Below are 20,864 nucleotides of genomic sequence, written 5' to 3'. Positions count from 1 at the left end.
TAAGAATCGGGAGGCCTGTGGGGAAAGAGGGCGACATTGCGCGTGGGCGGTGTTCTGTTGCGTCTTGTGCCAGGTGAGCGGTGATTCGTTGCGCTGTCACGGCATGGCGGTTCCGGGAGGGCTGTCGACGAGCCTGGAGAGCACGATGGCGCTCTTGGTCCGCACCACGAACGCCTGCGCGGCGATGCGCTCGATCACCCGCTCGACGTGCCTGACGTCGGTCGCCCGGATGTGCAGCAGCGCGTCGGCCTCGCCGGTGATCGTGGCCGCGCCGACCACCTCCGGGAACCGGGAGACGGCCAGCGCGATGTCGGACGGCTTCGTCTTGCCCTGGCAGAACAGCTCCACGTACGCCTCGGTCGTCCAGCCGAGCGCCTGCGGCGCCACCCGGGCGCTGAAACCGGTGATCGCGCCGCTCTCGCGCAGCCGGTCCACCCGCCGTTTGACGGCCGGCGCGCTCAGGCCCACCTGCTGGCCGATCTCGGCGTAGGTCTGGCGGGCGTCGTCCACGAGCGCCGCGATGATGTCACGATCCAGCCGATCCAGTTCCACGCGCTCTGTATATCGCCTGGCCGTGTGGCGCGCGACGATCACCTCCCGGCAGACTGGGCGCCTCTAACACGCTGGAAGGTCACCGGTCATGAGCAGCACGCGCTTTCCCGAGGGTTTCGTCTGGGGCGTCTCCACGTCCGCCTACCAGATCGAGGGCGCCAACGCCGTCGACGGGCGCGGCCCGTCGATCTGGGACTCCTTCTCCGACTCGCGGGACGCCTGCGACCACTATCACCGCTATCCCGAGGACGTGCGGCTGATGAAGGAGCTGGGGCTGGGCGCCTACCGCTTCTCGGTGAGCTGGCCCCGGGTGATGCCCGAGGGGGCGGGCCGGGTGAACGCCGCCGGGCTGGGCTTCTACGACAGGCTGGTGGACGAGCTGCTGACGGCCGGGATCACCCCGTACGTGACGCTCTACCACTGGGACCTGCCCCAGGCGCTGGAGGACCGGGGCGGCTGGCCGGAGCGCGACACGGCGCTGCGTTTCGCCGACTACGCGCGGGTGGTGCACGAGCGGCTGGGCGACCGGGTCGGCACCTGGTTCACGCTGAACGAGCCGTGGGTGGCGGCGTTCCTCGGCTACGGCGCGGGCATCCACGCGCCCGGCAGGAGGTCGGCCGCCGACGCCTTCAGGGCCGCCCACCACCTGCTGCTCGGCCACGGGCTGGCGGCGGACGCGCTGCGCTCGGCGGGCGCCCGGGAGATCGGCGCGGTGCTCAACTTCGGGCCGGTGATGACCCCCGGCCAGGTGATCGGCTCGGCCCGCGAGCTGAGCGAGGAGGACGCCGCCGCGGTCGCCAGGATCGACGAGCTCATGCACGGCCAGTTCCTGGAGCCGCTGACGCGCGGCCGCTACCCGGACCGGGTGGTGGAGCTCGCCGGCACGGACCACGTGCGTGACGGCGACCTGGAGCTCATCTCCGGCCCGCTCGACCTGCTCGGCGTCAACTACTACGCGCCGACCGTCGTGCAGGCCCAGCCCAGCGAGCCCGCCGACCCCGCCTACCCGGGCAGCGACGGCATCCTGTTCTGCACCGTGCCCACCGCCGTGACCGCGATGGGCTGGCCCATCGTGCCCGGCGCGCTCACGCTGCTGCTCGACCGGCTGACCCGCGAGCATCCGGGCCTGGAGCTGATGATCACCGAGAACGGGGCCGACTTCGCCGACACCGTCACCGGCGACGGCATCCGCGACATGGACCGCATCCACTTCATCGAGGAGCACCTGCGCGCCCTGCGCACCTCCGTCGAGCGCGGCGCCCGGGTGCGCGGCTACCTCGTCTGGTCGCTGCTCGACAACCACGAGTGGGCCGACGGCTACCAGCGCAAGTTCGGGCTCGTGCACGTCGACTTCGCCACCCAGAAGCGGCGGATGAAGGACAGCGCGCTGTGGTACCGCGACGTGGTGCGCCGCAACGGCCTCGGCGGCGACCGGCCGCGCCGCCCCACGCTGGAGACCGTCGCCGCCCGCGCCGGCGTCTCCCGGGCGACGGTCTCGCGCGTCGTCAACGGCGAGGCGTCGGTCAGCCCGGAGGTCCGCGCCGGCGTGCTGCGTGCCGTCCGCGAGCTCGGCTACGTGCCCAACGCCGCCGCCCGCAGCCTCGTCACGCGCCGCACCGACGCGATCGCGCTGGTCCTGGCCGTGCCCCGGCAGGGCGGCGACGCCCTCACCGCCGCCGTCGTCCAGTACGTCACCAGCGTCCTCGAAGGCGCGGGCAAGCAGGTCACGCTCATGCTCGCCGACACCGCCGAGAGCCACCGGCGCATCCTGGAGCGGGTGGAGACCGGGCTGCTCGACGGCGTGGTGCTGCTGCCGCCCGACGGCCCCGACCCGCTGGCCGAGCGGCTGGCCCGCACCGGCACGCCCGTCGTGCTGCTCGGCAAGCCCGCCGTCGCCTCGCTCGTCCCGTACGTGGACGTGGACAACGCGGGCGGCGCCGCGGCGGCCACCGAGCACCTGCTGCGCCAGGGCCGCCGCCGCATCGGCGTCATCTGCGGCCCCACCGACCTGGTGGCCGTCCAGGACCGCCTGACCGGCCACCGCGAGGCCCTGGAACGCGCCGGGCTGCGCCCGCACCTCGCGCTCGCCGGTCACACCCGCGAGTCGGGCGCCGAGGCGCTCACCCGGCTGCTCGCCGAGGACGACCGCCTCGACGCCGTCTTCGCGACCGGTGACCAGCTCGCGATCGGCGCGCTGCGCGCCGCCGCCGCGGCCGGCCGCCGGGTGCCCGCCGACCTGGCGGTCGTCGGCTTCGACGACATCGACGCCGCCTCCGCCACCACCCCGCCCCTCAGCACCGTACGGACTCCCGTGACGGACCAGGCGATGGCCCTGGCCCGGCTGCTGCTGTCACGGCTGGAGGGCAGGCACGCCGGCTCGGTGGTGCTCCCGGCCCGCCTGGTGGTGCGCGGCTCCAGCGCCTGACCGGCCGGGCCGCCCCGGTGGAGGGGAGGCCCGGGGGCGGTCAGCTGGTGGAGAAGGTGAACCAGTTGACGTTGACGAAGTCGGCCGGCTGGCCGCTGGCGAACGTCAGGTAGACGGTGTGGGTGCCGGTGACGGGCGAGATGTTGGCCGGGACCGTGCGCCAGCTCTGCCAGCCGCCGGTGTTGCCGATCGCGAAGTCGCCGATCGGCGGGGCCGTCGGGCTGCCGAGCCGCACCTGGACCAGGCCGCTCACGCCGGCCCCCGCCCCGGACGCGACGCGCGCCTTGAACTGGCGGGCCGCCGTGGCGCCGAAGTTCACCCCGTCGAAGCGGAGCCAGTCGCCGTTGGCGATGGCGCCCACGTTCTGGCCGCCGCCCGCGTCGGTGGTGGCCTCGACCATCGTCCCGGACTGCGCCTGGTAGCGCTCGGCCTGGATGGTGGAGCGGGCGTCGACGCCGCCGGGCGAGGTCGGGGTGATCGTCGGCGACGGCTCGGTGGTGCCGCCGCTCTGCCACACCGCCACGTAGTCGACGACCATCGGCCGTCCCGGCACGGTGGCCGCGGTCGGCGTGCCGAACCCGGCCACGCCGTTGGGGAAGCCGCCGCCCATCGCCACGTTGAGCAGCAGGAAGTAGCCGGCGTGCCCGGTCATGTTGTTCCACGTGGTGGCGTCGAACTGGGACTGGCTCACGCTGTGGAACTGCTGGCCGTCCACGTACCAGCGGAGCTGGTTGGGGGTGACGCTGCGGTCCCACTCGAAGCGGTAGGTGTGGAAGGCCGACTGGCACGACGAGCCGGGGCAGACGCGGCTGGCGCCGAGGCCGTTGTTCTCGTTGCACGGCCCGCCGGGGCTGACGCCGCAGTGCAGCACGGCCCACACGGAGTTGACGCCGTTGACGTTCTCCATGATGTCGAACTCGCCGATGCCGGGCCAGTTCCAGTAGTTGCCCCGGTAGGGGGAGCCGAGCGCCCAGAACGCCGGCCAGTAGCCGAGGGCGGCGTCGCCGGTGACGTTCGGCATCTGGATGCGGCCCTCGATGCGCAGGACGCGCCCGGCGGCGGGCTTGAAGTCGGCCTTCCTGGTCTCGATGCGGGCCGACGTCCACTCGCCGGAGGAGCTGCGCAGCGGGGTGATGCGCAGGTTGCCGGAGCCGTCGAGGGCCAGGTTGGAGGGGCTGGAGGTGTAGTTCTGGATCTCGCCGGTGCCCCAGTTGGCGGGGCCGCCGGGGTAGGCGTGGCCGGTGTCGATCTGCCAGTTGGCGGAGGAGGGCGGGGAGCCGGAGGGGCCGTTGAAGTCGTCGGACCAGACCAGCGACCAGCCGGACGGGGTGGGCGGCACGGCGGCGGAGGCGCTCACCGCCACGTGCACGAGCAGGCCGCTGACCAGCGTCAGCGCCGCGGCGGCGGCCGCGAGCCGGCGGCGGCCGGGGGATCGGAGGGTACGTAACGTCATTCGCTGCTCCCGGGGGTGCGGAGGCAAACCGGAGAGAGCGCTCTCTCGATTAGCTGAACACACCCGCTGACCCGCTGTCAACAGTCCGTCCCAGCCTCGGATCGCCGGGACCGTTCCGATGGGAGAGCGCTCTCAGGTGAAGGCGCCCGGACATGCCGAAGGGCCGGTCGCTACGGCGACCGGCCCTTCGTGCGCGAGCGTTCGGCTCAGCCCTTCTCGGCCTCGCCCGTGGCCTGCTCCATGGCCTCCTCGGGAGAGGCCTCCAGGTCCTGCTCCGCCTCGGCGCCGGCCTGGGCGGACGCCTTGTCCAGGCGCACCCAGCTCGTCACGCTCTCCACGGCGAACAGCACGAACAGGTAGGCGGTCAGCACCGCCAGCACCGGCGTCAGCCAGCCGAAGGCGGCGCCCACACCGATGATGAGCAGCCGCAGCTCCCAGCCGAGCCCGGCGTGGAACACCCAGGCGGGCGGCCAGATCGACTGCCGGGTCCGGTAGACGGTGTCGTAGGTGTGGTAGCCGACCACGTACACGAGCACGAACAGCAGCCACTTCGGCGCGTCGGCGGTCAGCCCGACGACGATCAGCGTGAGGAACTCGGCGCCGCGCAGCAGCGGCGGCGTCAGCCAGTCGAAGCGGCCCAGGTGGTGGCGCGGCGCGGTCGGCAGCACCAGCAGCACCATGATCAGCGGCGGGACCAGCAGCATCGGCCCCGGCTCCAGCAGCCCGCCGGCGGTGACGGCGATGACGGCCAGCAGGGCGGCGAGCGTGGCGGGGACCGGCGGCAGACCCTTGCCGAGCTTGCCCGCGAGCGCGTGGACGAGCGGCCCGTCGTCACGGTAGGCGAGCAGGCGGGCGGTCTGGACGCGGCGGCGTTCCTCGTCCGGGTCGGGTGCGGGGGTGGCGGCGGCCTGCGGGTGGGTGATCATGCGAGCGACCTCATGAGGCGTCCGGTCAGGGTGTAGGCGGCGGCGACGGTGCCCCAGATCACCAGCGTGAGGAAGGTAATGCGGGCGTCGAAGAGGGCGGCGGTGATCGCGATGGCCGCGAACCGCTCGCCGATGGGGAACACGATCATCTTACGGGCCCAGTGGACGGCGCGGTACTTGCCGGCCTTGGTCCACATCTTGAGCAGCCCGCGGATGCCCTGGCTGCGCTCGACCTTGCGGCGCTCCAGCGCCTGGCGCAGGGCCCGGTCGTCGGGCGCGTCGAGCGGCAGCGTCGGGAGCTGCGCGGGCGCCTTGGCGCGCCGGTTGGCGATGCCGAAGGAGAAGTCGAGCAGGTGGCGCACGGACTGCAGGCCGATCGCCGCCAGCGCGAAGATCCAGATGGTGTCGTCGCCGTGACCCGCCACGACCCAGCCGATCGCCAGGCCGGCGAAGACCACGTACTCCTTGAACCGGTCGAACGTGGCGTCGAGCCACGCCCCCAGCACGCCGAACTTGCGGGCGTAGCGGGCGACCTGGCCGTCGACGCAGTCGAAGACGAACGCGAAGTAGATCAGGATGCCGCCCGCGACCATGCCGACCCGGTCGCCGGTGGCGAAGCAGGCGGCGGCGGCCACGCCGAGCGCGATCGAGATGAGCGTGACCTGGTTGGGCGTCAGCCCGCGCCGGGCCGCCCAGCGGGCGATGAAGCGGGAGTAGGTGGAGACGAAGTAGGTGGTGAAGAAGCCGTCGGCGCCCTTGACGGCGTTGTCGAGCCTGGCCCGGTCCTCGTCCATGCCGATGATCTCGGAGCCGGCCTCGTTGGCCTCCTCCTGGGTGGTGACGCGGCGGTAGAACAGGTCGCGGCGGCCGCGGATGCCGACCGAGACGCCGTTGCGCACCAGGCCGAACGCGATGATCTGCACCAGGTCGTCGTCGGGGCCGAAGGTGTCGGCCATGTCGGCGAGCTGGCGGCAGGTCTCGGCGAGCACCGGCGCGTTGCGCGCGCTGATGTGGACCGGGCCGAGCAGCACGGCGTTGGGCCGGGTCACCTTGTGGGTGGCGGTGCCGATCGACACCACCCGCGACTTGCCGATGCGGGAGCGAACCGGGAGCCCTTCGACCCGGTTCATGCCGATCTCTGGCTCTGCCTCCTCGATCGGAACGGCCTCGGCCGTCTCCTCCTGTCCCGCGCCGGGGTCCTCGTCGGAGTCCTCCCCGGCCGCCGGGCGCGGCTCCTTGGCGACGAGCACCAGCGCGCCGCGCTTGGACTTGGTGATCTGGTAGATCAGCTCGTCGTGGACGACCGAGTTTTCCGGGATGATGAACAGGCTTTCCGTCGCCGACTCGGCGACCTCGGCCAGTGCGCGCAGGGCGGCGGCCACGTCGCCTGACGCGATCGTGGCGGGCCGCGGGTCCATGGTGCGAAGCTGGCTGTGCAGCCGCTCGGAGACGGTGGGATTGCCGGGTAGCGCGGCGAGCCTCAGGCCGGTCGGAGCGGTGTCGGGGCCGGGCGAAGAGCCCAGCAGGACCACGCGGGTCATGACTCCCTTTCGAGGCGGTTTCGGGGGGTTGAACATCGGGCAATGCGGGACAGGCGTCAAAGTGTAGTAAGGGTTCCTGAGCAACGCGTCACCGCCGCACGGCCGGAGCACGAAGTGCCGACGCTTTCCCGGCCATAAGATGAGCGAGTGAGTCTCTACCGTGACGAGGGCGTGGTCCTGCGCACGCAAAAGCTCGGCGAAGCCGATCGCATCGTCACAATCCTGGCCAAGCGCACCGGCAAGATCCGGGCCGTGGCCAAGGGGGTGCGCCGCACCACCTCGCGCTTCGGCGCAAGGCTCGAGCCGTTCACCCACGTCGATCTGCAACTCCACACCGGACGCACACTCGACGTGGTCACCCAGGCCGAGACCATCAGACCTTACGGCGAGACACTGGCGGCCGACTACCCCCGCTACACCGCCGGCACCGCGATGCTGGAGACCGCCGACCGGCTCACCCACGGCGAGAAGGAGCCGGCGCTGCGCCAGTTCCTGCTGCTGGTGGGCGGGCTGCGCACGCTGGCCGACGGCGACCACGAGGCCAGGCTGGTGCTCGACGCCTACTTCCTGCGCTCGCTGGCCGTCGCCGGCTACGCGCCCGCGCTGGAGGCGTGCGCCAAGTGCCGGGCCCCGGCCGTCAGGGCGTTCGCCATCGTGGCGGGCGGCGTGGTGTGCGGGGCGTGCCGCCCGGCCGGCTCGGCCGTGCCCGCCGGGGAGACGATCGGGCTCATGACGGCGCTGCTGCGGGGCGACTGGGTCTCCGCCGACGCCTCCGAGCCGCGCCACCGCACCGAGTGCAGCGGCCTGGTGGCGGCCTACCTGCAATGGCACCTGGAGCACGGCATCCGCTCGCTGCGCCACGTAGAAAGGGAACCCGCGTGAATCCCCGCCCGCCGTCGCCGCACCCGTCCGGTGCGACGCCGCCGCCGATCCCGCGCGACCTGGTGCCCCGGCACGTCGCCATCGTCATGGACGGCAACGGCCGCTGGGCCAAGGCCCGCGGCCTGCCGCGCACCGAGGGGCACAAGGCGGGGGAGGCGTCGCTGTTCGACGTCATCGAGGGCGCCCTGGAGCTCGGCGTCCCCTACCTGAGCGCGTACGCCTTCTCCACGGAGAACTGGAAGCGCTCGCCCGACGAGGTGCGCTTCCTCATGGGCTTCAACCGCGACGTGATCCGCCGCCGCCGCGACGAGCTCAACGCGATGGGCGTGCGGGTGCGCTGGGCGGGCCGGCCGGGCCGGCTGTGGAAGAGCGTGATCTCCGAGCTGCAGACCGCCGAGGCCATGACCGAGCACAACCGGGCGCTGACGTTGCAGTTCTGCGTCAACTACGGCGGCCAGGCCGAGATTGTCGAGGCGGCCGTCAAGCTGGCCGAGGACATCGCCGCCGGCCGCGTCAGGGCGTCGAAGGTCAACGAGAAGGTCTTCGCCCGCTACCTCGACGAGCCGGAGATCCCGCCGGTCGACCTGTTCGTCCGCTCGTCGGGGGAGCAGCGCTTCTCCAACTTCCTGCTGTGGCAGTCGGCCTACGCCGAGATGGTGTTCCTGGACCGGCTCTGGCCCGACTTCGACCGGCGCGACCTGTGGGAGGCGTGCGAGATCTACGCCAAGCGCGACCGCCGCTACGGCGGGGCGGTGCCCAACCAGGTCTGAGCGCGCCCTGACGTGGGCAACGTCAGGACATGTGGCGACTGATCTGGAACTCCGCCCTGGTCATCGCGCTCTACTACCTCGTCCCGCTGGAGGCCGGCGGGCCCCTGTGGCTGAGGTGGGCGCGCGCGGCGGTGTTCGCGGCCGGGGTGGCGCTGGTCGTGGTGGGCGTCGCCCGCGCGGCCAGGCGGCAGGCGACGGCCGAGCCCGGCTCCCTGCCCGCGACCGGCCTGGCGGTGGCGACCGTGGCGGGCGTCGCCCTGTTCGCGCTGGCCGACTACGGGGTGGCCGTCTGGGGCGAGAACGAGTTCGCCGGGCTGCGCACGCGCACCGACGCCCTCTACTTCGCCGTCTCGACGCTGGCCACGGTCGGCTTCGGCGACGTGCACGCGCAGGGGCAGGTGGCCAGGGCGCTGGTGCTGGCGCAGATGGTGTTCAACCTGGTCGTCCTCGCCACGGCCGCCACCCTGCTGACCCGCCGCCTGCGCGAGCGCCGCCACCTGTGACGCCCCTCCCAGGAGGGTGACGCTCCTCCCAAGAAGGCCCGGGAGGGTGACGCCCCTCTCAGGAGGGTGACGGCGGCAGCGCGGCCAGGCGGCGGGTGGCCTCGGCGAGGTCGGCCGGGCCCGGGGCGGCGGCGAAGGAGAGCCGCAGGAAGGGGCCCGAGGGCTCGGCGGGGAAGTAGCGGGCGCCCGCGTCCACCGCGACGCCGTGGGCGCGGGCGGCGTCGGCCAGCGTGGTGTCCTGGACGCCGTCCGGCAGGCGTACCCACAGGTGCAGGCCGCCGGCCGGGTGCCGGGTGAGCGTCCAGTGCGGGAGGTCGCGGGCGAGACAGGCGGCGAGCAGCGCGCAGCGCTCGCGCAGGGCGGCCGAGAGCGTCCGCAGGTGCCGCTCCCACGCCGGGGTGCTGAGAAGCTCGACGGCGGCCTCCTGGAGCGGCCGGGCGGTGAAGAAGTCGTCGACGAAGCGCATCCCCCACAGCCGCCGCATCACCGGGCCGCGCGCGATCACCGCGCCGATGCGCAGGCTGGGGGAGGCGGGCTTGGTCAGCGAGGTGAGGTGGATGACGGTGCCGTCGCGGTCGCCGGAGACCAGCGGGGGCGGCAGCGGGCCGCCGTGGCCGAGATGGCGGGCGAAGTCGTCCTCGACGAGGAACGCGCCGGCCGCCCTGGCCACCTCCACCACCTGTTCGCGCCTGCCGGGGGCCAGGACCGTGCCGGTCGGGTTGTGGAAGGTGGGCTGGCAGTAGAGCAGCCGCGCGCCGGTCATGGCGAAGGCGTCGGCGAGCAGGTCGGGGCGGATGCCGTCGGCGTCCGCCGGCACCGGCAGCGGGCGCAGCCCGGCGGCGCGGGCGGCGGCGAGCGCGCCCGGGTAGGTGGGCGACTCCATGAGGACCGGGCCGCCGGGGGCGACGATGGCCCTGAACAGCATCGACAGGGCGCCCTGCCCGCCGCCGGTGACGAGCACGTCGTCGGCGGTCACCGAGCCGCCCGCCTGGCGGGCGAACAGGGCGCGCAGCGGCGCGAGCCCGGCCGTCGGGGCGCGGCGCCAGGCGCCGGGACGGCGGGCGGCGCGGGCGAGCGCGGCGGCCAGCGCCCGCGTGGGCTGCAGCGACTCGTGCGGGTAGCCGCCCGACAGGGCGACGGCGCCGTCCGGCAGCGGGACCGGCGGCTCGGCGGAGGCGTCGCGCCCGGCGAGCGCCACCGACTGCCAGGAGGTGTCGGCCCCGCCGCCCTGGTCCGCGGGGTGGGCGGCCACGAACGTGCCGCTGCCCGGCCGGGTCACGACGGCGCCCTCGGCGGCGAGCCGGGCGATCGCGCGGGACACGGTGGCCGGGCCGACGTGGTGGCGGACGGTCAGCTCGCGGCTGCTGGGCAGGCGGTCACCGGGGGCGAGCCCGGCGATCAGCTTCCAGAGAGCTGTCACCATCTCAGAAGTGCTACTCTCGGACATGAGAGGACATGGTAACGCTTCTGAGTTGAGCCCGGAAACGCTTCTGGCCCTGCGGGCCGACACGCCGGGCTGCGAGCAGGTCGTCCACTTCAACAACGCGGGCTGCGGGCTGCTGGCCACGCCGGTGCTGGACGCCATGCTCGACCACCTCCGCCTGGAGGCGGCCATCGGCGGCTACGAGGCGTCGGCCGCCCGCGCCGAGCAGGTGCGCGGCTTCTACACCGAGATCGCCGCGCTGATCAACGCCGGCCCCGGCAACATCGCCTTCGCCACCAGCGCCACCCACGCCTACGCCACCGCGCTGTCGGCGATCCCCTTCGAACCCGGCGACGTCATCCTGACCACCCGCAACGACTTCATCTCCAACCAGATCGCCTTCCTGTCGCTGCGCCAGCGGCACGGCGTCCGCGTCGTGCACGCCCCCGACACGCCCGAGGGCGGCGTGGACGTGCCCGCGATGGCCGCGCTCATGCGCGAGCACCGCCCCCGGCTCGTCAGCGCCACCCACATCCCCACCAACTCCGGCCTCGTCCAGCCGGTCGCCGAGATCGGCGCGCACTGCCGCGAACTGGACCTGCTCTACCTGGTCGACGCCTGCCAGTCGGTCGGCCAGCACCCCGTGGACGTGGCGGAGATCGGCTGCGACCTGCTCACCGCCACCTGCCGCAAGTTCCTGCGCGGCCCGCGCGGCTCCGGCTTCCTGTACGTGTCCGACCGCGTGCTGCGCGCTGGCTACGAGCCGCTGTTCATCGACATGTACGGGGCCCGCTGGGTCGCCCCCGACCGCTACGAGCCGGTGGAGAGCGCGGCCAGGTTCGAGGACTGGGAGTTCCCGTACGCCACGGTCCTCGGCTCGGCGGCGGCCGTCGCGTACGCCCGCCGGGTCGGCATGGACGCCATCGCTCGCCGCACCCCGGCCCTGGCGGCGCTGCTGCGCGAGAACCTGGCCGCGATCCCCGGCGTGCGCGTCCTGGACCGGGGCCCGGCGCTGGGGGCGCTGGTCACGTTCGCGATCGAGGGGTGGCAGGCGCGGCCGTTCAAGGCGGCGCTGGACGCGCGCGGCGTCAACTCGGCGCTCAGCTTCCGCGAGCTGGCCCAGTACGACTTCGGCGACAAGGACGTGGAGTGGGCCCTGCGCCTGTCGCCGCACTACTACAACACCGAGGACGAGGTCGGCCACGTAACGGAGGCCGTGGCGGGCCTCGTCCGCCCCTGACGGGAGCCGTACGGGCGTCCGTCGCGCCGCGGCCGGAAACCCGGTTGCGGTCCCGGGCGCGGGCACGGAACGCTAATCCGCGTGGAGATGCACGCAGGTCAGCTGACAGTCACGCCCGAGACGGTCCGCGCGCTCGTGGCCGAACAGTTCCCGCAGTGGCGGGACCTGCCGGTCACGGGCGTCGCCGCCCACGGCACGGTCAACGCCATCTTCCGCATCGGCGACGGGCTGGCCGCCCGCTGCCCCCTGGAGCCCCGCGACGTCGACTCGACGCGGGCCTGGCTCCAGAAGGAGGCGCGGGCGGCGGGCGAGCTGGCCGGGCGTACACGGTTCCGCACCCCCGAGCCGGTCGCGCTCGGCGAGCCAGGGGCGGGCTACCCGCTCCCGTGGTCGGTGCAGACGTGGCTGCCCGGCGTCGTGGCCACGGACGCGGACCCGGGCGAATCGGTCGCCTTCGCCCACGACCTGGCGGCCCTCGTCCACGACCTACGCGCCCTCGACACCCGTGGCCGCACCTTCAGCGGCTCCGGCCGGGGCGGCGACCTCAAGGACCACGACGCGTGGATGGAGACCTGCTTCACCCACAGCGAACACCTCCTCGACGTCCCCCGGCTGCGCCGCCTCTGGGCCGAGCTGCGGGTCCTGCCCCGCGAGGGCGCCGACGTGATGAACCACTGCGACCTGATCCCCGGCAACGTGCTCGTGTCCGGCGGGCGGCTCGCCGGCATCCTCGACGTCGGCGGCTTCGCCCCGGCCGACCCGGCGCTGGACCTGGTGAGCGCCTGGCACCTGCTGGAGGCCGGGCCGCGCCAGGCGCTCCGCGACGACCTCGGCTGCACCGGCCTCGAATGGCAGCGCGGCAAGGCGTGGGCCTTCCAGCAGGCGATGGGCCTGGTCTGGTACTACGTCGACAGCAACCCGCCGATGAGCCGCCTCGGCGCCCGCACCCTCCAGCGCATCCTGGCGGCCTCCTAGCGGCCGTGCCCGGCTCCCCGCGCCGCCGAGCGGCCGTGGTCTGCTTCCGGCCCTTAGGAGACGGCCGGTCCGATAGGGGTCAGCCCCGGCGGCGGGCTCGGTAGGCGGCGACGTGCATCCGGTTCCCGCAGGTGCGGCTGTCGCAGTAGACGCGCGACCGGTTGCGCGACTCGTCGACGAAGACGTGCTCGCAGTCGGGCGCGGAGCAGGTGCGCAGCCGTTCCCATTCGCCCTCGACGAGCAGGTGGGCGAGGGCAACGCCGCAGTCGGCGGCCAGGTGCTCGGCGAGGGTGGCGTCGGGCGCGAAGTAGTGGACGTGCAGCGGGTGCCCGTCGTGCTCGGTGAGCCGTGGGGTGATGCGGGTCTCGGACAGCAGCGAATTGAGGGTGCGCACGGCGGTGGGCTGGTCGGGGGCGACGAAGACGCGGTGGAACGCCTCCCGTACGATGCGTACCTGTCCGAGGTCGCGCGGGGTGAGGGTGCTGATGCCGCTCACCTGGCGCGAGTCGACGAAGGATTGCAGCTCGGCCAGGGTCGCCAGACCGTCGTCCCCTCCGGTGGAGGGCGAGGTGTTGATCAGCTCGACGACGGTGGCCAGCGCATGCACCATGTCATGGCCAAACGGCATATTGACTCCTGTCCGGGCCGGTTCTAGCGTGGTCGCAGCGTATCTCTCCCACGGGGGGTCGGGGGTTTCGGTGAGTGCACATCGTCGTTTCGTGCTGATCGCGATCGCCGGAGCACTGATCATCTCGACCTCCGCCCCGCTCGTCCGGCTGTCGGGCGTCTCGCCCGCGACCTCGGCGCTGTTCCGGTGCGCGTACGCGGTGCCGCCCATGCTTTTGCTGGCCTGGCTGGAGCGGCGCAGGCTCGGGCCGCTGACCGGCAAGCCGCTCTACCTGGCGTGGGTGGCGGGGCTCATGTTCGCGTTCGACCTGCTGTTCTGGCATCACACGATCGACTACGTGGGCGCGGGGCTGGCGACCGTGCTGGGCAACCTTCAGGTGTTCATCGTGGCGTTCGCCGCGTGGGCGCTGTTCCGGGAGCGGCCGTCGACGCCGCTGATGATCGCCACGCCGGTGGTGTTCGGCGGCGTGGTGCTGATCTCGGGGGTGTTCGACAGCGGGGCTTATGGCGCCGACCCGGCGCTCGGGGTGGTGACCGGCGTGGCCACGTCGATCGCGTATGCGGCGTTCCTGCTGCTGATGAAGGCCGGTTCGGGCCGCGCGGCCGGGCCGCTGGCGCACGCGACCGTGGTGGCGACGGTGGCGATCGCGGCGCTGAGCCCGCTGTTCGGCGGGGCGAGCTTCGTGCCGGAGTGGCCGGCGCACGGCTGGCTGCTGCTGCTCGCGCTGGGGCCGCAGGTGCTCGGCTGGTCGCTGATCACCTATTCGCTGCCCCGGCAGCCGGCCGTGCTGACCGCGCTGCTCCTGCTGGTGCAGCCGGTGACGACGGTGGCGCTGTCGGCGGTCGCGCTCGGCGAGCGGCCGTCGCCGCTCCAGCTCGCCGGCTGCGCGGTGGTGGTGCTGGGCGTCCTGTACGGGTCGCGGCGGGGTCAGGCCGGGCGCGGCGTGCGCGAGCAGGACGAGCAGGTGCCGAACACCTCGACCGTGTGAGTGATCTCGGTGAACCCGTGCTCGGTGCCGACGGTCTCGGCCCAGCGTTCGACGGCGGGCCCGGCCACCTCGACGGTCCGGCCGCAGCGGCGGCAGACCAGGTGGTGGTGGTGCTCGCCGGTCTCGCACGCCCGGTAGACCGACTCGCCATCGTCGGTGCGCAGCACGTCGACGTGGCCGCCGTCGGCCAGCGCCTGGAGGGCGCGGTAGACGGTGGTCAGGCCGATCTTGGCGCCGTGCTGGCGCATCTCGGCGTAGACGTCCTGCGCGCTGCGGAAGCCCTCGCTCTGGCGGAGGGTGTCGTGCACGGCGTCGCGTCTCGTGGTCATACGACCTCCTCGGCACGCGTGCTTGGCTCGGTCACTGTCGACTCCTGGGATCGGCCTCGGCGTACGAATTTACCCACACCCAGGGCCAGGACGAAGCCGGCCAGGGCAAGAAGCACGATCGAGGCCCCGGGCGGCACCCGGGTGGAGGCGGTGGAGGCGAGCAGCCCGCCCACGGCGGCGATGACGCCGAACAGCATGGCCAGCAGCATCGTGGTGCGGAAGCCGCGGGTGAGCTGCTGGCTGGTGGCCACCGGGATGACCATGAGCGCGCTGACGAGCAGCAGGCCGACCACGCGCATGGCGATGACGACGGTGAGCGCGGCGGTGACGGCGATGAGCAGGCTGAGGAAGCGCACCGGCAGGCCGCTGGCGCGAGCCATCTCCTCGTCCTGGCAGAGCACGAACAGCTCCCTGCCGAAGATCGCGACGACGGCGAGGACGGCGACGGCCAGCGCGCCGATGATCCAGATGTCCTGCTCGGTGACGCTGGCGATGGCGCCGAACAGGTAGGAGTTGAGCTTGGAGTTGCTGCCGCCGGGCGCGATGCCCATGAGCAGCACGCCGCCCGCGATGCCGCCGTAGAACATCAGGGCCAGGGCCACGTCGCCGCTGGTGCGCCCGCGCGCCCTGACCAGCTCGATGGCGACGGCGCCGGCCACCGCGACGAGGACGGCGGTGAGCACCGGCGCGGTGCCGGTCAGGAACCCGAGCGCGACGCCGGTCAGCGCCACGTGCCCGATGCCGTCGCCGAGCAGCGCGAGCCTGCGCTGCACGATGAACGTGCCCACGGCGGGCGCGCAGAGGCCGACCAGCAGCGCCGCGAGCAGCGCGAGCTGGAAGAACTGCCTGTCGAGCAACTCGATCATGCTTCTCCCTGCCAGCCCCGCAGCGGCCCCGCCGTGGCTTCGGCGGCGTGCGGGTGGACGTGCTCGTGTCCCGGCCTGGCGCAGTCGCCTTCGGGCCGGGGCGGCGGGCCGTCGTGCGCGACGAGGCCTTCGCGCACGACGACGCCGCGGGTGATGAGCGGCTCCAGCGGGCCGAGCTCGTGCGCGACGAGCACGATGGTCTTGCCGCCTGCCACCAGCCTGGCCAGCGTGTCGGCCAGGAGCTGCTGGGTGGCGGCGTCGACGCCCGCGGTGGGCTCGTCCATCACGTACGTGTCGGGCTCGCCGGCGAGGGCGCGGGCGATGAGCACCCGCTGCTGCTGCCCGCCGGAGAGCGCCTGAACGGGGTCGTGCGCCCGGTCGGACAGGCGGACGGCCTCCAGGGCGCTCGCCACGGCCGCCCGGTCGGCGGCGCTGGTGCGGCGCAGCCTGCTCTGCCGGGCGATGCGGCCCGAGGTGACGACCTCGCCGACGGTCGCGGGCACGCCGCCGCCGACGGAGAGCCGCTGCGGCACGTAGCCGATGCGCCACCAGTCGCGGAACCTGGCGGGCGGCGTGCCGTACATCAGGGTCTGTCCGCCGGACAGCGGCGTGAGGCCGAGCAGCGCGCGGACCAGGGTGGACTTGCCTGAGCCGTTGGCGCCCATGACGGCGACGACCTCGCCGGGGCTGACGGTGAGGTCGATGCCGCGCAGGATGGGCCGCCGGTCGAGCGTCACCCGCCCGTCGCGCATCTCGAAGGCGGTCTCGGTCAAGGTGTGCATCCCAACGCCGACTGCAGGGTCTTGAGGTTGCCCCGCATGGCCGACAGGTAGTCGCCCGAGGGCTTGCTCTCCAGCGGGTCGAGCACGGCCGTCTTCGCGCCCACCTCGGCGGCGAGCACCTCGGCGACCTTGGGGCTGACCAGGGCCTCGGTGAAGATGGTCGTCACCTTCTCCGCCTTGGCGAGCTTGGCCACCTCGTCGATGCGGGCGGGCGAGGGCTCGGTCTCGGGGTCGAGGGTGATGCCGACCTGCTTGAGCTTATACCGGTCGGCCAGGTAGCCGAACGCCTCGTGCGCGGTCACCATGGTGCGCGTCGCGCAGGTGGTCAGGCCGGTGGCGAGCTCCTTGTCGAGCGCGGTGAGCGAGGCGGCGGCGGTGGCGGCGCGGTCCTTGAAGCCCTGCGCGTGGGCCGGGTCGGCGGCGGCCAGGCGCTCGCCGAGCTTGCCGGCGACGGTGGCCAGGCGGGACGGGTCGAGCCACAGGTGCGGGTCGTAGGCGACCCCGTGGTCGTGGCCCTCCTCGGCGTGAGTCTCCTCGGCATGGCCTTCTTCGGCGTGACTCTCCTCGGCGTGGCCCTCCTCCCCGGCGTGGCCCTCCTCGGCGTGCCCGCCGGCCGGGAGCGTGGCCACGGCGGTGGCGGCGTCGAAGGAGCGCTCGGGGTCGACCGCCTCGTCCACGGCGGGCTGGACGCCCTTGATGTAGACGGTGAGCGTGGCGTCCTCGAGCTGGGCCATCTGCTGGGCGCCGAGCTCCAGGTCGTGCGGCTCGACGCCGGGCGCGGTCAGGACGGCCACCTGGGCGTCGGGGCCCGCGATCTGCTCGCTGAGCCACTGCAACGGATAGAACGCGGCGAGGACCTGGGGCTTGCCGTCGGCGGCCTCAGGTGTCGCGCCGGATCCGGCTCCGCAGGCGGTGGTCGTGAGCAGCGTGGCGCCCGCGAGGAGCCCGGCGGCTCGCAGGCGGGAATGTCCTGACATCATGTGAGTCAGTATGCTGCAAAATGAAAATGGTTGTCAAAATCGACCTTGGTAGGGATGCCGAACGGCGTGCTGGGGGCCAGGCGGCGCCGGACGGCATCCCCTCATCACCCCGGTGTTCGCGCGCCGGCAGAGCCGTTGCCGGCGCCCGGGGTGATGTCCAGCCGCCGCTCGCCCGCGTAGACGTTCATCGAGTCCCCGCGCAGGAACCCGATCAGCGTCAACCCCTCCTCCTCGGCCAGCTCGACCGCGAGCGAGGAGGGCGCGGACACCGCGGCGAGCACCGGGATGCCCCCCATGACCGCCTTCTGCACCAGCTCGAAGGAGGCCCGGCCGGAGACCATGAGCACGGTCGAGCGCAGCGGCAGCAGGCCCTGCCGCAGCGCCCAGCCGAGCAGCTTGTCCACGGCGTTGTGCCGCCCCACGTCCTCGCGCACGCACAGAGCCTCGCCCTCGGCCGTGAACAGGCCGGCCGCGTGCAGCCCGCCCGTCCGGTCGAAGACCCGCTGGGCCGCGCGCAGCCGGCCGGGCAGGGCCGCCACCGTCGCCTGGCCGAGCTCGACGGGGTCGTCGTGCGCGGACCAGCGGGCGACCGTGCGCACCGCCTCCAGCGACGCCTTGCCGCAGACGCCGCAGGAGGAGGTGGTGTAGAAGTTGCGCGGCGCGGGCGCCTCGACGCCCGGCGCGAGCCGCACGTCCAGGACGTTGTACGTGTTCCGCCCGTCGGCCAGGGCCCCCGCGCAGTAGCGGATGGTCGCGATGTCGCCGGCCGAGGCGACCGCGCCCTCGCTGACCAGGAACCCGGCGGCCAGGTCGAAGTCGTCGCCCGGCGTCCGCATGGTGACGGTCAGCGGCGTGCCGTCGAGGCGGATCTCCAGCGGCTCCTCGGCGGCCAGCGAGTCGACCCTGCGCGTCGGGGCGGAGTCCCTGATGCGCAGGATGCGGCGCTTGACGGCGACCCTAGACATACCCGTACCCGAAGCGGCCCTTGACGCAGAGGTTGCCCTTGGTGACGGGGTTGTCGTGCGGCGAGCTGACCTTCACGATCTTGTTGTCCTGTACGTGCAGCGTCAGGTTGCAGCCGACGCCGCAGTAGCTGCAGATCGTCGTGGTCTGCGTCTGCCGCGACTCGTCCCAGGTCCCGGCGGCGCGCATGTCGAACTCCGACTTGAACGACAGCGCCCCGGTCGGGCACACCTCGACGCAGTTGCCGCAGTAGACGCAGGCCGAGTCGGTGAGCGGGGCGTCGAACTCGGTGGAGATGTGCGAGTCGAAGCCGCGGCCGGCCACGGCGATGGCGAAGGAGTTCTGCCACTGGTCGCCGCAGGCGTCGACGCACTTGTAGCACATGATGCACTTGCTGTAGTCGCGCACGTAGAGGTCGTTGTCGACCTTGGCGGGCTGCTCGACCGTGGCCGCGTCGTCGCCGAACCTGCCGGGCTCGGCGCCGTACTCCTCGATCCAGCCGGCCGCCCGCGGGGTGGTCGACAGGTCCACCGACGAGCCGAGCAGCTCCAGCACCACCTTGCGGCTGTGGCGGGCGCGCTCGGTGTCGGTGCCGACGGTCATGCCGGCCTCGACCTTCCGGGAGCAGGCCGGGGCCAGGGTGCGCGACCCCTCGACCTCGACGACGCACACCCGGCAGGCGTTCTTGGGGGTGAGCGTGTCGCCGTAGCAGAGCGTCGGGACGTCCTTGCCCGCCGTCTGGCAGGCGTCCAGGATCGTCGAGCCCTCGGGCACCCGGACGGTCTCGCCGTCGATCTGCACGTCGACGAGCCGCCGGGGCGGCTGGAGCGGGATCACTTGTATACCCCCAAGCGGTCGATGGCCGATTCCACCGCGTTCCATGCGGTCTGTCCGAGGCCGCAGATCGAGGCGTCCCGCATGGTCCGCCCGACCTCGCGCAGCAGGAGCAGGTCGCTCTCGTCCACGCGCTCCGACAGCCGGTGCAGGGCCTCCTCCTGCCGTACGGTGCCCACGCGGCAGGGCACGCACTGGCCGCACGACTCGTCCCTGAAGAACTCGGCGATGCGCAGCAGGATGTGCTTGAGATCGACGGTGTCGTCCAGCACGAGGACGACGCCGGAGCCGAGCGTGGCGCCCGCCGCCCGGGTGCCCTCGAACGTGAGCGGCACGTCCAGGTCCGTCACGAACGCTCCGGCCGCGCCGCCGAGCAGCACCGCCTTGAGCGTCCCGGCGGGCCGGGCCAGGTCGAGCAGCTCGCGCAGCGTCGCGCCGAACGGCAGCTCGTAGATGCCGGGCCGGTCCACGCTGCCCGACACGCAGAACAGCTTGGTGCCGGTCGAGCCCTCGGTGCCGACCGCCGCGTACGCCTGGGCGCCGTGCTCCAGGATCGGCAGCACGTTGACCAGCGTCTCCACGTTGTTGACCACGGTCGGCTTGCCGAACAGGCCCTTCTCCACCGGGAACGGCGGCTTGCTGCGCGGCTCGCCGCGGAAGCCCTCGATCGAGTTGAAGATCGCGGTCTCCTCGCCGCAGATGTACGCGCCCGCGCCCCGGCGCAGCTCGATGTCGAAGGAGAAGCCCTGGCCCAGGATGTCCGCGCCAAGCAGGCCGCGGGAGCGGGCCGTGGCCATCGCGTGCTCCAGCCGCCGCACCGCCCGCGGGTACTCGCCCCGGATGTAGAGGTAGCCCTTGGCGCAGCCGGTGGCGTAGGCGGCGATCGTCATGGCCTCGACGAGCGCGTACGGGTCGCCCTCCATGATCACGCGGTCCTTGAAGGTGCCCGGCTCGCTCTCGTCGGCGTTGCACACCAGGTAGCGCGGGTGGTCCGGCTGGCGGGCGGTGGCGTCCCACTTCCGGCCCGTCGGGAAGGCCGCGCCACCCCTGCCGACCAGGCCGGACTCCAGCACCTCCCGGATCACGCCCGCCGGGCTGAGCTGGAAGGCCCGCCGCAGCGCCGCGTAGCCCCCGGTGGCCCGGTAGGCGTCCAGACTGGCCGGGTCGACCACGCCGATCCGTTTCAGCAGCACCAGGCCGTCGCGCCCGGCCTGGGGCACGGCCGCCTCGGCGGGCGGCTCCCAGCCGGTCGGCCCGGAGCCGTTCGAGCTCGCCGGCGCGGTGACCTCGTCCCCCTGGACCGGCCCGTACACCTGGGTGGCCGGGGTCTCGCCGGCCTCGATGGCGAGGGCGGCCGGGGCGCGCTCGCACAGGCCCAGGCACGGGCTGGGCTGCCAGGACGAGCCCGCCGGCCCGAGCCGCTCCTCGACGCGCTTGCGCACGTCCTCGGCGCCGCGCGCCTGGCAGGCCAGGTCGGTGCAGACGTGCAGCACCCGCGCCGGACGCGGCTTCAGCGACAGCAGCGAGTAGAACGACGCCACCCCGTACGCCTCGGCGGGCGGGACGGTGAGGCGGCGGCAGATGTAGTCCAGCGCCCCCTCGCTGATCCACCCGACCCGGTCGTTGACCGCGTGCAGGGCGGGCAGCAGCAGATCGCGGGCCGGTTCGGGGCGAGCCGCGTAACGCAGCTCCGCCTCCGTCCTGGCGCCGCCCTCCCAGCCGGTGGCCGGCGGGCCGAGCAGCGCGTCGACGGCGGCGCGCTCCTCGGCGGACGGCTGCGCGTCACGGAACCTCAGATCCATCT

The 20,864-nt window shown here is 73.3% G+C and carries 20 protein-coding genes; 7 read left to right on the top strand and 13 right to left on the bottom strand.

Going from position 1 to position 20,864, the window contains the following annotated elements:
- Positions 1 to 96: 96 nt before the first annotated feature.
- Positions 97 to 552, bottom strand: a complete 456-nt coding sequence (locus AB0J53_RS22170; RefSeq protein WP_219507572.1) for an Lrp/AsnC family transcriptional regulator — start codon at positions 550 to 552, stop codon at positions 97 to 99.
- Positions 553 to 640: 88 nt separating this feature from the next.
- Between AB0J53_RS22170 and AB0J53_RS22165 the strand changes: the two genes are divergently transcribed.
- The gene (locus AB0J53_RS22165; RefSeq protein ID WP_364175147.1) at positions 641 to 2,977 is read left to right on the top strand and encodes a GH1 family beta-glucosidase; all 2,337 of its coding nucleotides are present in this window, start codon (positions 641 to 643) and stop codon (positions 2,975 to 2,977) included.
- Positions 2,978 to 3,017: 40 nt separating this feature from the next.
- On the opposite strand, the gene AB0J53_RS22160 is transcribed toward AB0J53_RS22165, so the two are convergent.
- From AB0J53_RS22160 to AB0J53_RS22150, 3 genes are all read right to left on the bottom strand, one after another.
- Positions 3,018 to 4,430 carry a glycoside hydrolase family 16 protein gene (locus tag AB0J53_RS22160; protein WP_364175144.1) on the bottom strand — a complete coding sequence of 471 codons (1,413 nt, stop codon included), beginning with the start codon at positions 4,428 to 4,430 and terminating at the stop codon, positions 3,018 to 3,020.
- 206 nt (positions 4,431 to 4,636) lie between these two features.
- Positions 4,637 to 5,356 carry a DUF5941 domain-containing protein gene (locus AB0J53_RS22155; protein ID WP_219507578.1) on the bottom strand — a complete coding sequence of 240 codons (720 nt, stop codon included), beginning with the start codon at positions 5,354 to 5,356 and terminating at the stop codon, positions 4,637 to 4,639.
- A complete protein-coding gene (locus AB0J53_RS22150; RefSeq protein WP_364175141.1) occupies positions 5,353 to 6,897 on the bottom strand; it encodes a CDP-alcohol phosphatidyltransferase family protein in 1,545 nt (514 codons plus the stop codon). The genes AB0J53_RS22155 and AB0J53_RS22150 overlap by 4 nt, the downstream gene beginning before the upstream one ends.
- Before the next feature lie 147 nt (positions 6,898 to 7,044).
- Here AB0J53_RS22150 and recO point away from each other — a divergent pair, with 147 nt between their 5' ends.
- The 3 genes from recO to AB0J53_RS22135 are packed head-to-tail and all read left to right on the top strand — an operon-like array spanning position 7,045 to position 9,052.
- The gene (gene recO / locus AB0J53_RS22145) at positions 7,045 to 7,779 is read left to right on the top strand and encodes a DNA repair protein RecO (RefSeq protein ID WP_219507581.1); all 735 of its coding nucleotides are present in this window, start codon (positions 7,045 to 7,047) and stop codon (positions 7,777 to 7,779) included.
- Positions 7,776 to 8,549 (top strand): isoprenyl transferase, encoded by a 774-nt coding sequence (locus AB0J53_RS22140; RefSeq protein ID WP_219507583.1) that lies wholly within the window; start codon positions 7,776 to 7,778, stop codon positions 8,547 to 8,549. The genes recO and AB0J53_RS22140 overlap by 4 nt, the downstream gene beginning before the upstream one ends.
- Before the next feature lie 29 nt (positions 8,550 to 8,578).
- The gene (locus AB0J53_RS22135) at positions 8,579 to 9,052 is read left to right on the top strand and encodes a potassium channel family protein (RefSeq protein WP_219507584.1); all 474 of its coding nucleotides are present in this window, start codon (positions 8,579 to 8,581) and stop codon (positions 9,050 to 9,052) included.
- Positions 9,053 to 9,110: 58 nt separating this feature from the next.
- Here AB0J53_RS22135 and AB0J53_RS22130 read toward each other — a convergent pair whose 3' ends face one another.
- Entirely contained in the window at positions 9,111 to 10,475 is a 1,365-nt protein-coding gene (locus AB0J53_RS22130; RefSeq protein WP_364175136.1) for a PLP-dependent aminotransferase family protein, read from the bottom strand.
- A gap of 49 nt (positions 10,476 to 10,524) precedes the next feature.
- Here AB0J53_RS22130 and AB0J53_RS22125 point away from each other — a divergent pair, with 49 nt between their 5' ends.
- Together AB0J53_RS22125 and AB0J53_RS22120 are read left to right on the top strand one after the other, a co-directional pair.
- Entirely contained in the window at positions 10,525 to 11,715 is a 1,191-nt protein-coding gene (locus AB0J53_RS22125) for an aminotransferase class V-fold PLP-dependent enzyme (protein ID WP_364175133.1), read from the top strand.
- An 87-nt stretch (positions 11,716 to 11,802) separates the two neighbouring features.
- Complete coding sequence (locus AB0J53_RS22120; RefSeq protein ID WP_364175646.1) at positions 11,803 to 12,690, top strand: aminoglycoside phosphotransferase family protein; 888 nt, start codon at positions 11,803 to 11,805, stop codon at positions 12,688 to 12,690.
- A gap of 79 nt (positions 12,691 to 12,769) precedes the next feature.
- Here AB0J53_RS22120 and AB0J53_RS22115 read toward each other — a convergent pair whose 3' ends face one another.
- The gene (locus tag AB0J53_RS22115) at positions 12,770 to 13,318 is read right to left on the bottom strand and encodes a CGNR zinc finger domain-containing protein (RefSeq protein WP_219509500.1); all 549 of its coding nucleotides are present in this window, start codon (positions 13,316 to 13,318) and stop codon (positions 12,770 to 12,772) included.
- A gap of 91 nt (positions 13,319 to 13,409) precedes the next feature.
- Between AB0J53_RS22115 and AB0J53_RS22110 the strand changes: the two genes are divergently transcribed.
- Positions 13,410 to 14,306, top strand: a complete 897-nt coding sequence (locus tag AB0J53_RS22110; protein WP_364175130.1) for a DMT family transporter — start codon at positions 13,410 to 13,412, stop codon at positions 14,304 to 14,306.
- Here AB0J53_RS22110 and AB0J53_RS22105 read toward each other — a convergent pair.
- The 7 genes from AB0J53_RS22105 to AB0J53_RS22075 form a co-directional block, all read right to left on the bottom strand.
- The gene (locus tag AB0J53_RS22105) at positions 14,246 to 14,635 is read right to left on the bottom strand and encodes a transcriptional repressor (RefSeq protein ID WP_219509502.1); all 390 of its coding nucleotides are present in this window, start codon (positions 14,633 to 14,635) and stop codon (positions 14,246 to 14,248) included. The genes AB0J53_RS22110 and AB0J53_RS22105 overlap by 61 nt on opposite strands.
- Positions 14,632 to 15,501, bottom strand: coding sequence for a metal ABC transporter permease (locus tag AB0J53_RS22100; protein ID WP_219509503.1), 870 nt, complete (start codon positions 15,499 to 15,501; stop codon positions 14,632 to 14,634). Before AB0J53_RS22100 ends, AB0J53_RS22105 begins: the two co-directional genes overlap by 4 nt.
- Entirely contained in the window at positions 15,498 to 16,283 is a 786-nt protein-coding gene (locus AB0J53_RS22095; RefSeq protein WP_219509504.1) for a metal ABC transporter ATP-binding protein, read from the bottom strand. Before AB0J53_RS22095 ends, AB0J53_RS22100 begins: the two co-directional genes overlap by 4 nt.
- Complete coding sequence (locus AB0J53_RS22090; RefSeq protein ID WP_364175125.1) at positions 16,271 to 17,263, bottom strand: metal ABC transporter substrate-binding protein; 993 nt, start codon at positions 17,261 to 17,263, stop codon at positions 16,271 to 16,273. Before AB0J53_RS22090 ends, AB0J53_RS22095 begins: the two co-directional genes overlap by 13 nt.
- A 104-nt stretch (positions 17,264 to 17,367) precedes the next feature.
- On the bottom strand, positions 17,368 to 18,228 hold the full coding sequence (gene fdhD / locus AB0J53_RS22085) for a formate dehydrogenase accessory sulfurtransferase FdhD (protein WP_364175122.1): 861 nt from the start codon (positions 18,226 to 18,228) through the stop codon (positions 17,368 to 17,370).
- Positions 18,221 to 19,060 (bottom strand): 2Fe-2S iron-sulfur cluster-binding protein, encoded by an 840-nt coding sequence (locus tag AB0J53_RS22080; protein ID WP_364175643.1) that lies wholly within the window; start codon positions 19,058 to 19,060, stop codon positions 18,221 to 18,223. The genes fdhD and AB0J53_RS22080 overlap by 8 nt, the downstream gene beginning before the upstream one ends.
- Positions 19,060 to 20,862, bottom strand: a complete 1,803-nt coding sequence (locus tag AB0J53_RS22075; protein ID WP_364175119.1) for an NAD(P)H-dependent oxidoreductase subunit E — start codon at positions 20,860 to 20,862, stop codon at positions 19,060 to 19,062. The genes AB0J53_RS22080 and AB0J53_RS22075 overlap by 1 nt, the downstream gene beginning before the upstream one ends.
- Between the last annotated feature and the right edge of the window lie 2 nt (positions 20,863 to 20,864).

Origin of the sequence: Nonomuraea sp. NPDC049725 (assembly GCF_040674795.1) — a bacterium.
GTDB lineage: Bacteria > Actinomycetota > Actinomycetes > Streptosporangiales > Streptosporangiaceae > Nonomuraea > Nonomuraea ceibae.
This window is presented reverse-complemented; position numbering and strand designations above follow the sequence as displayed.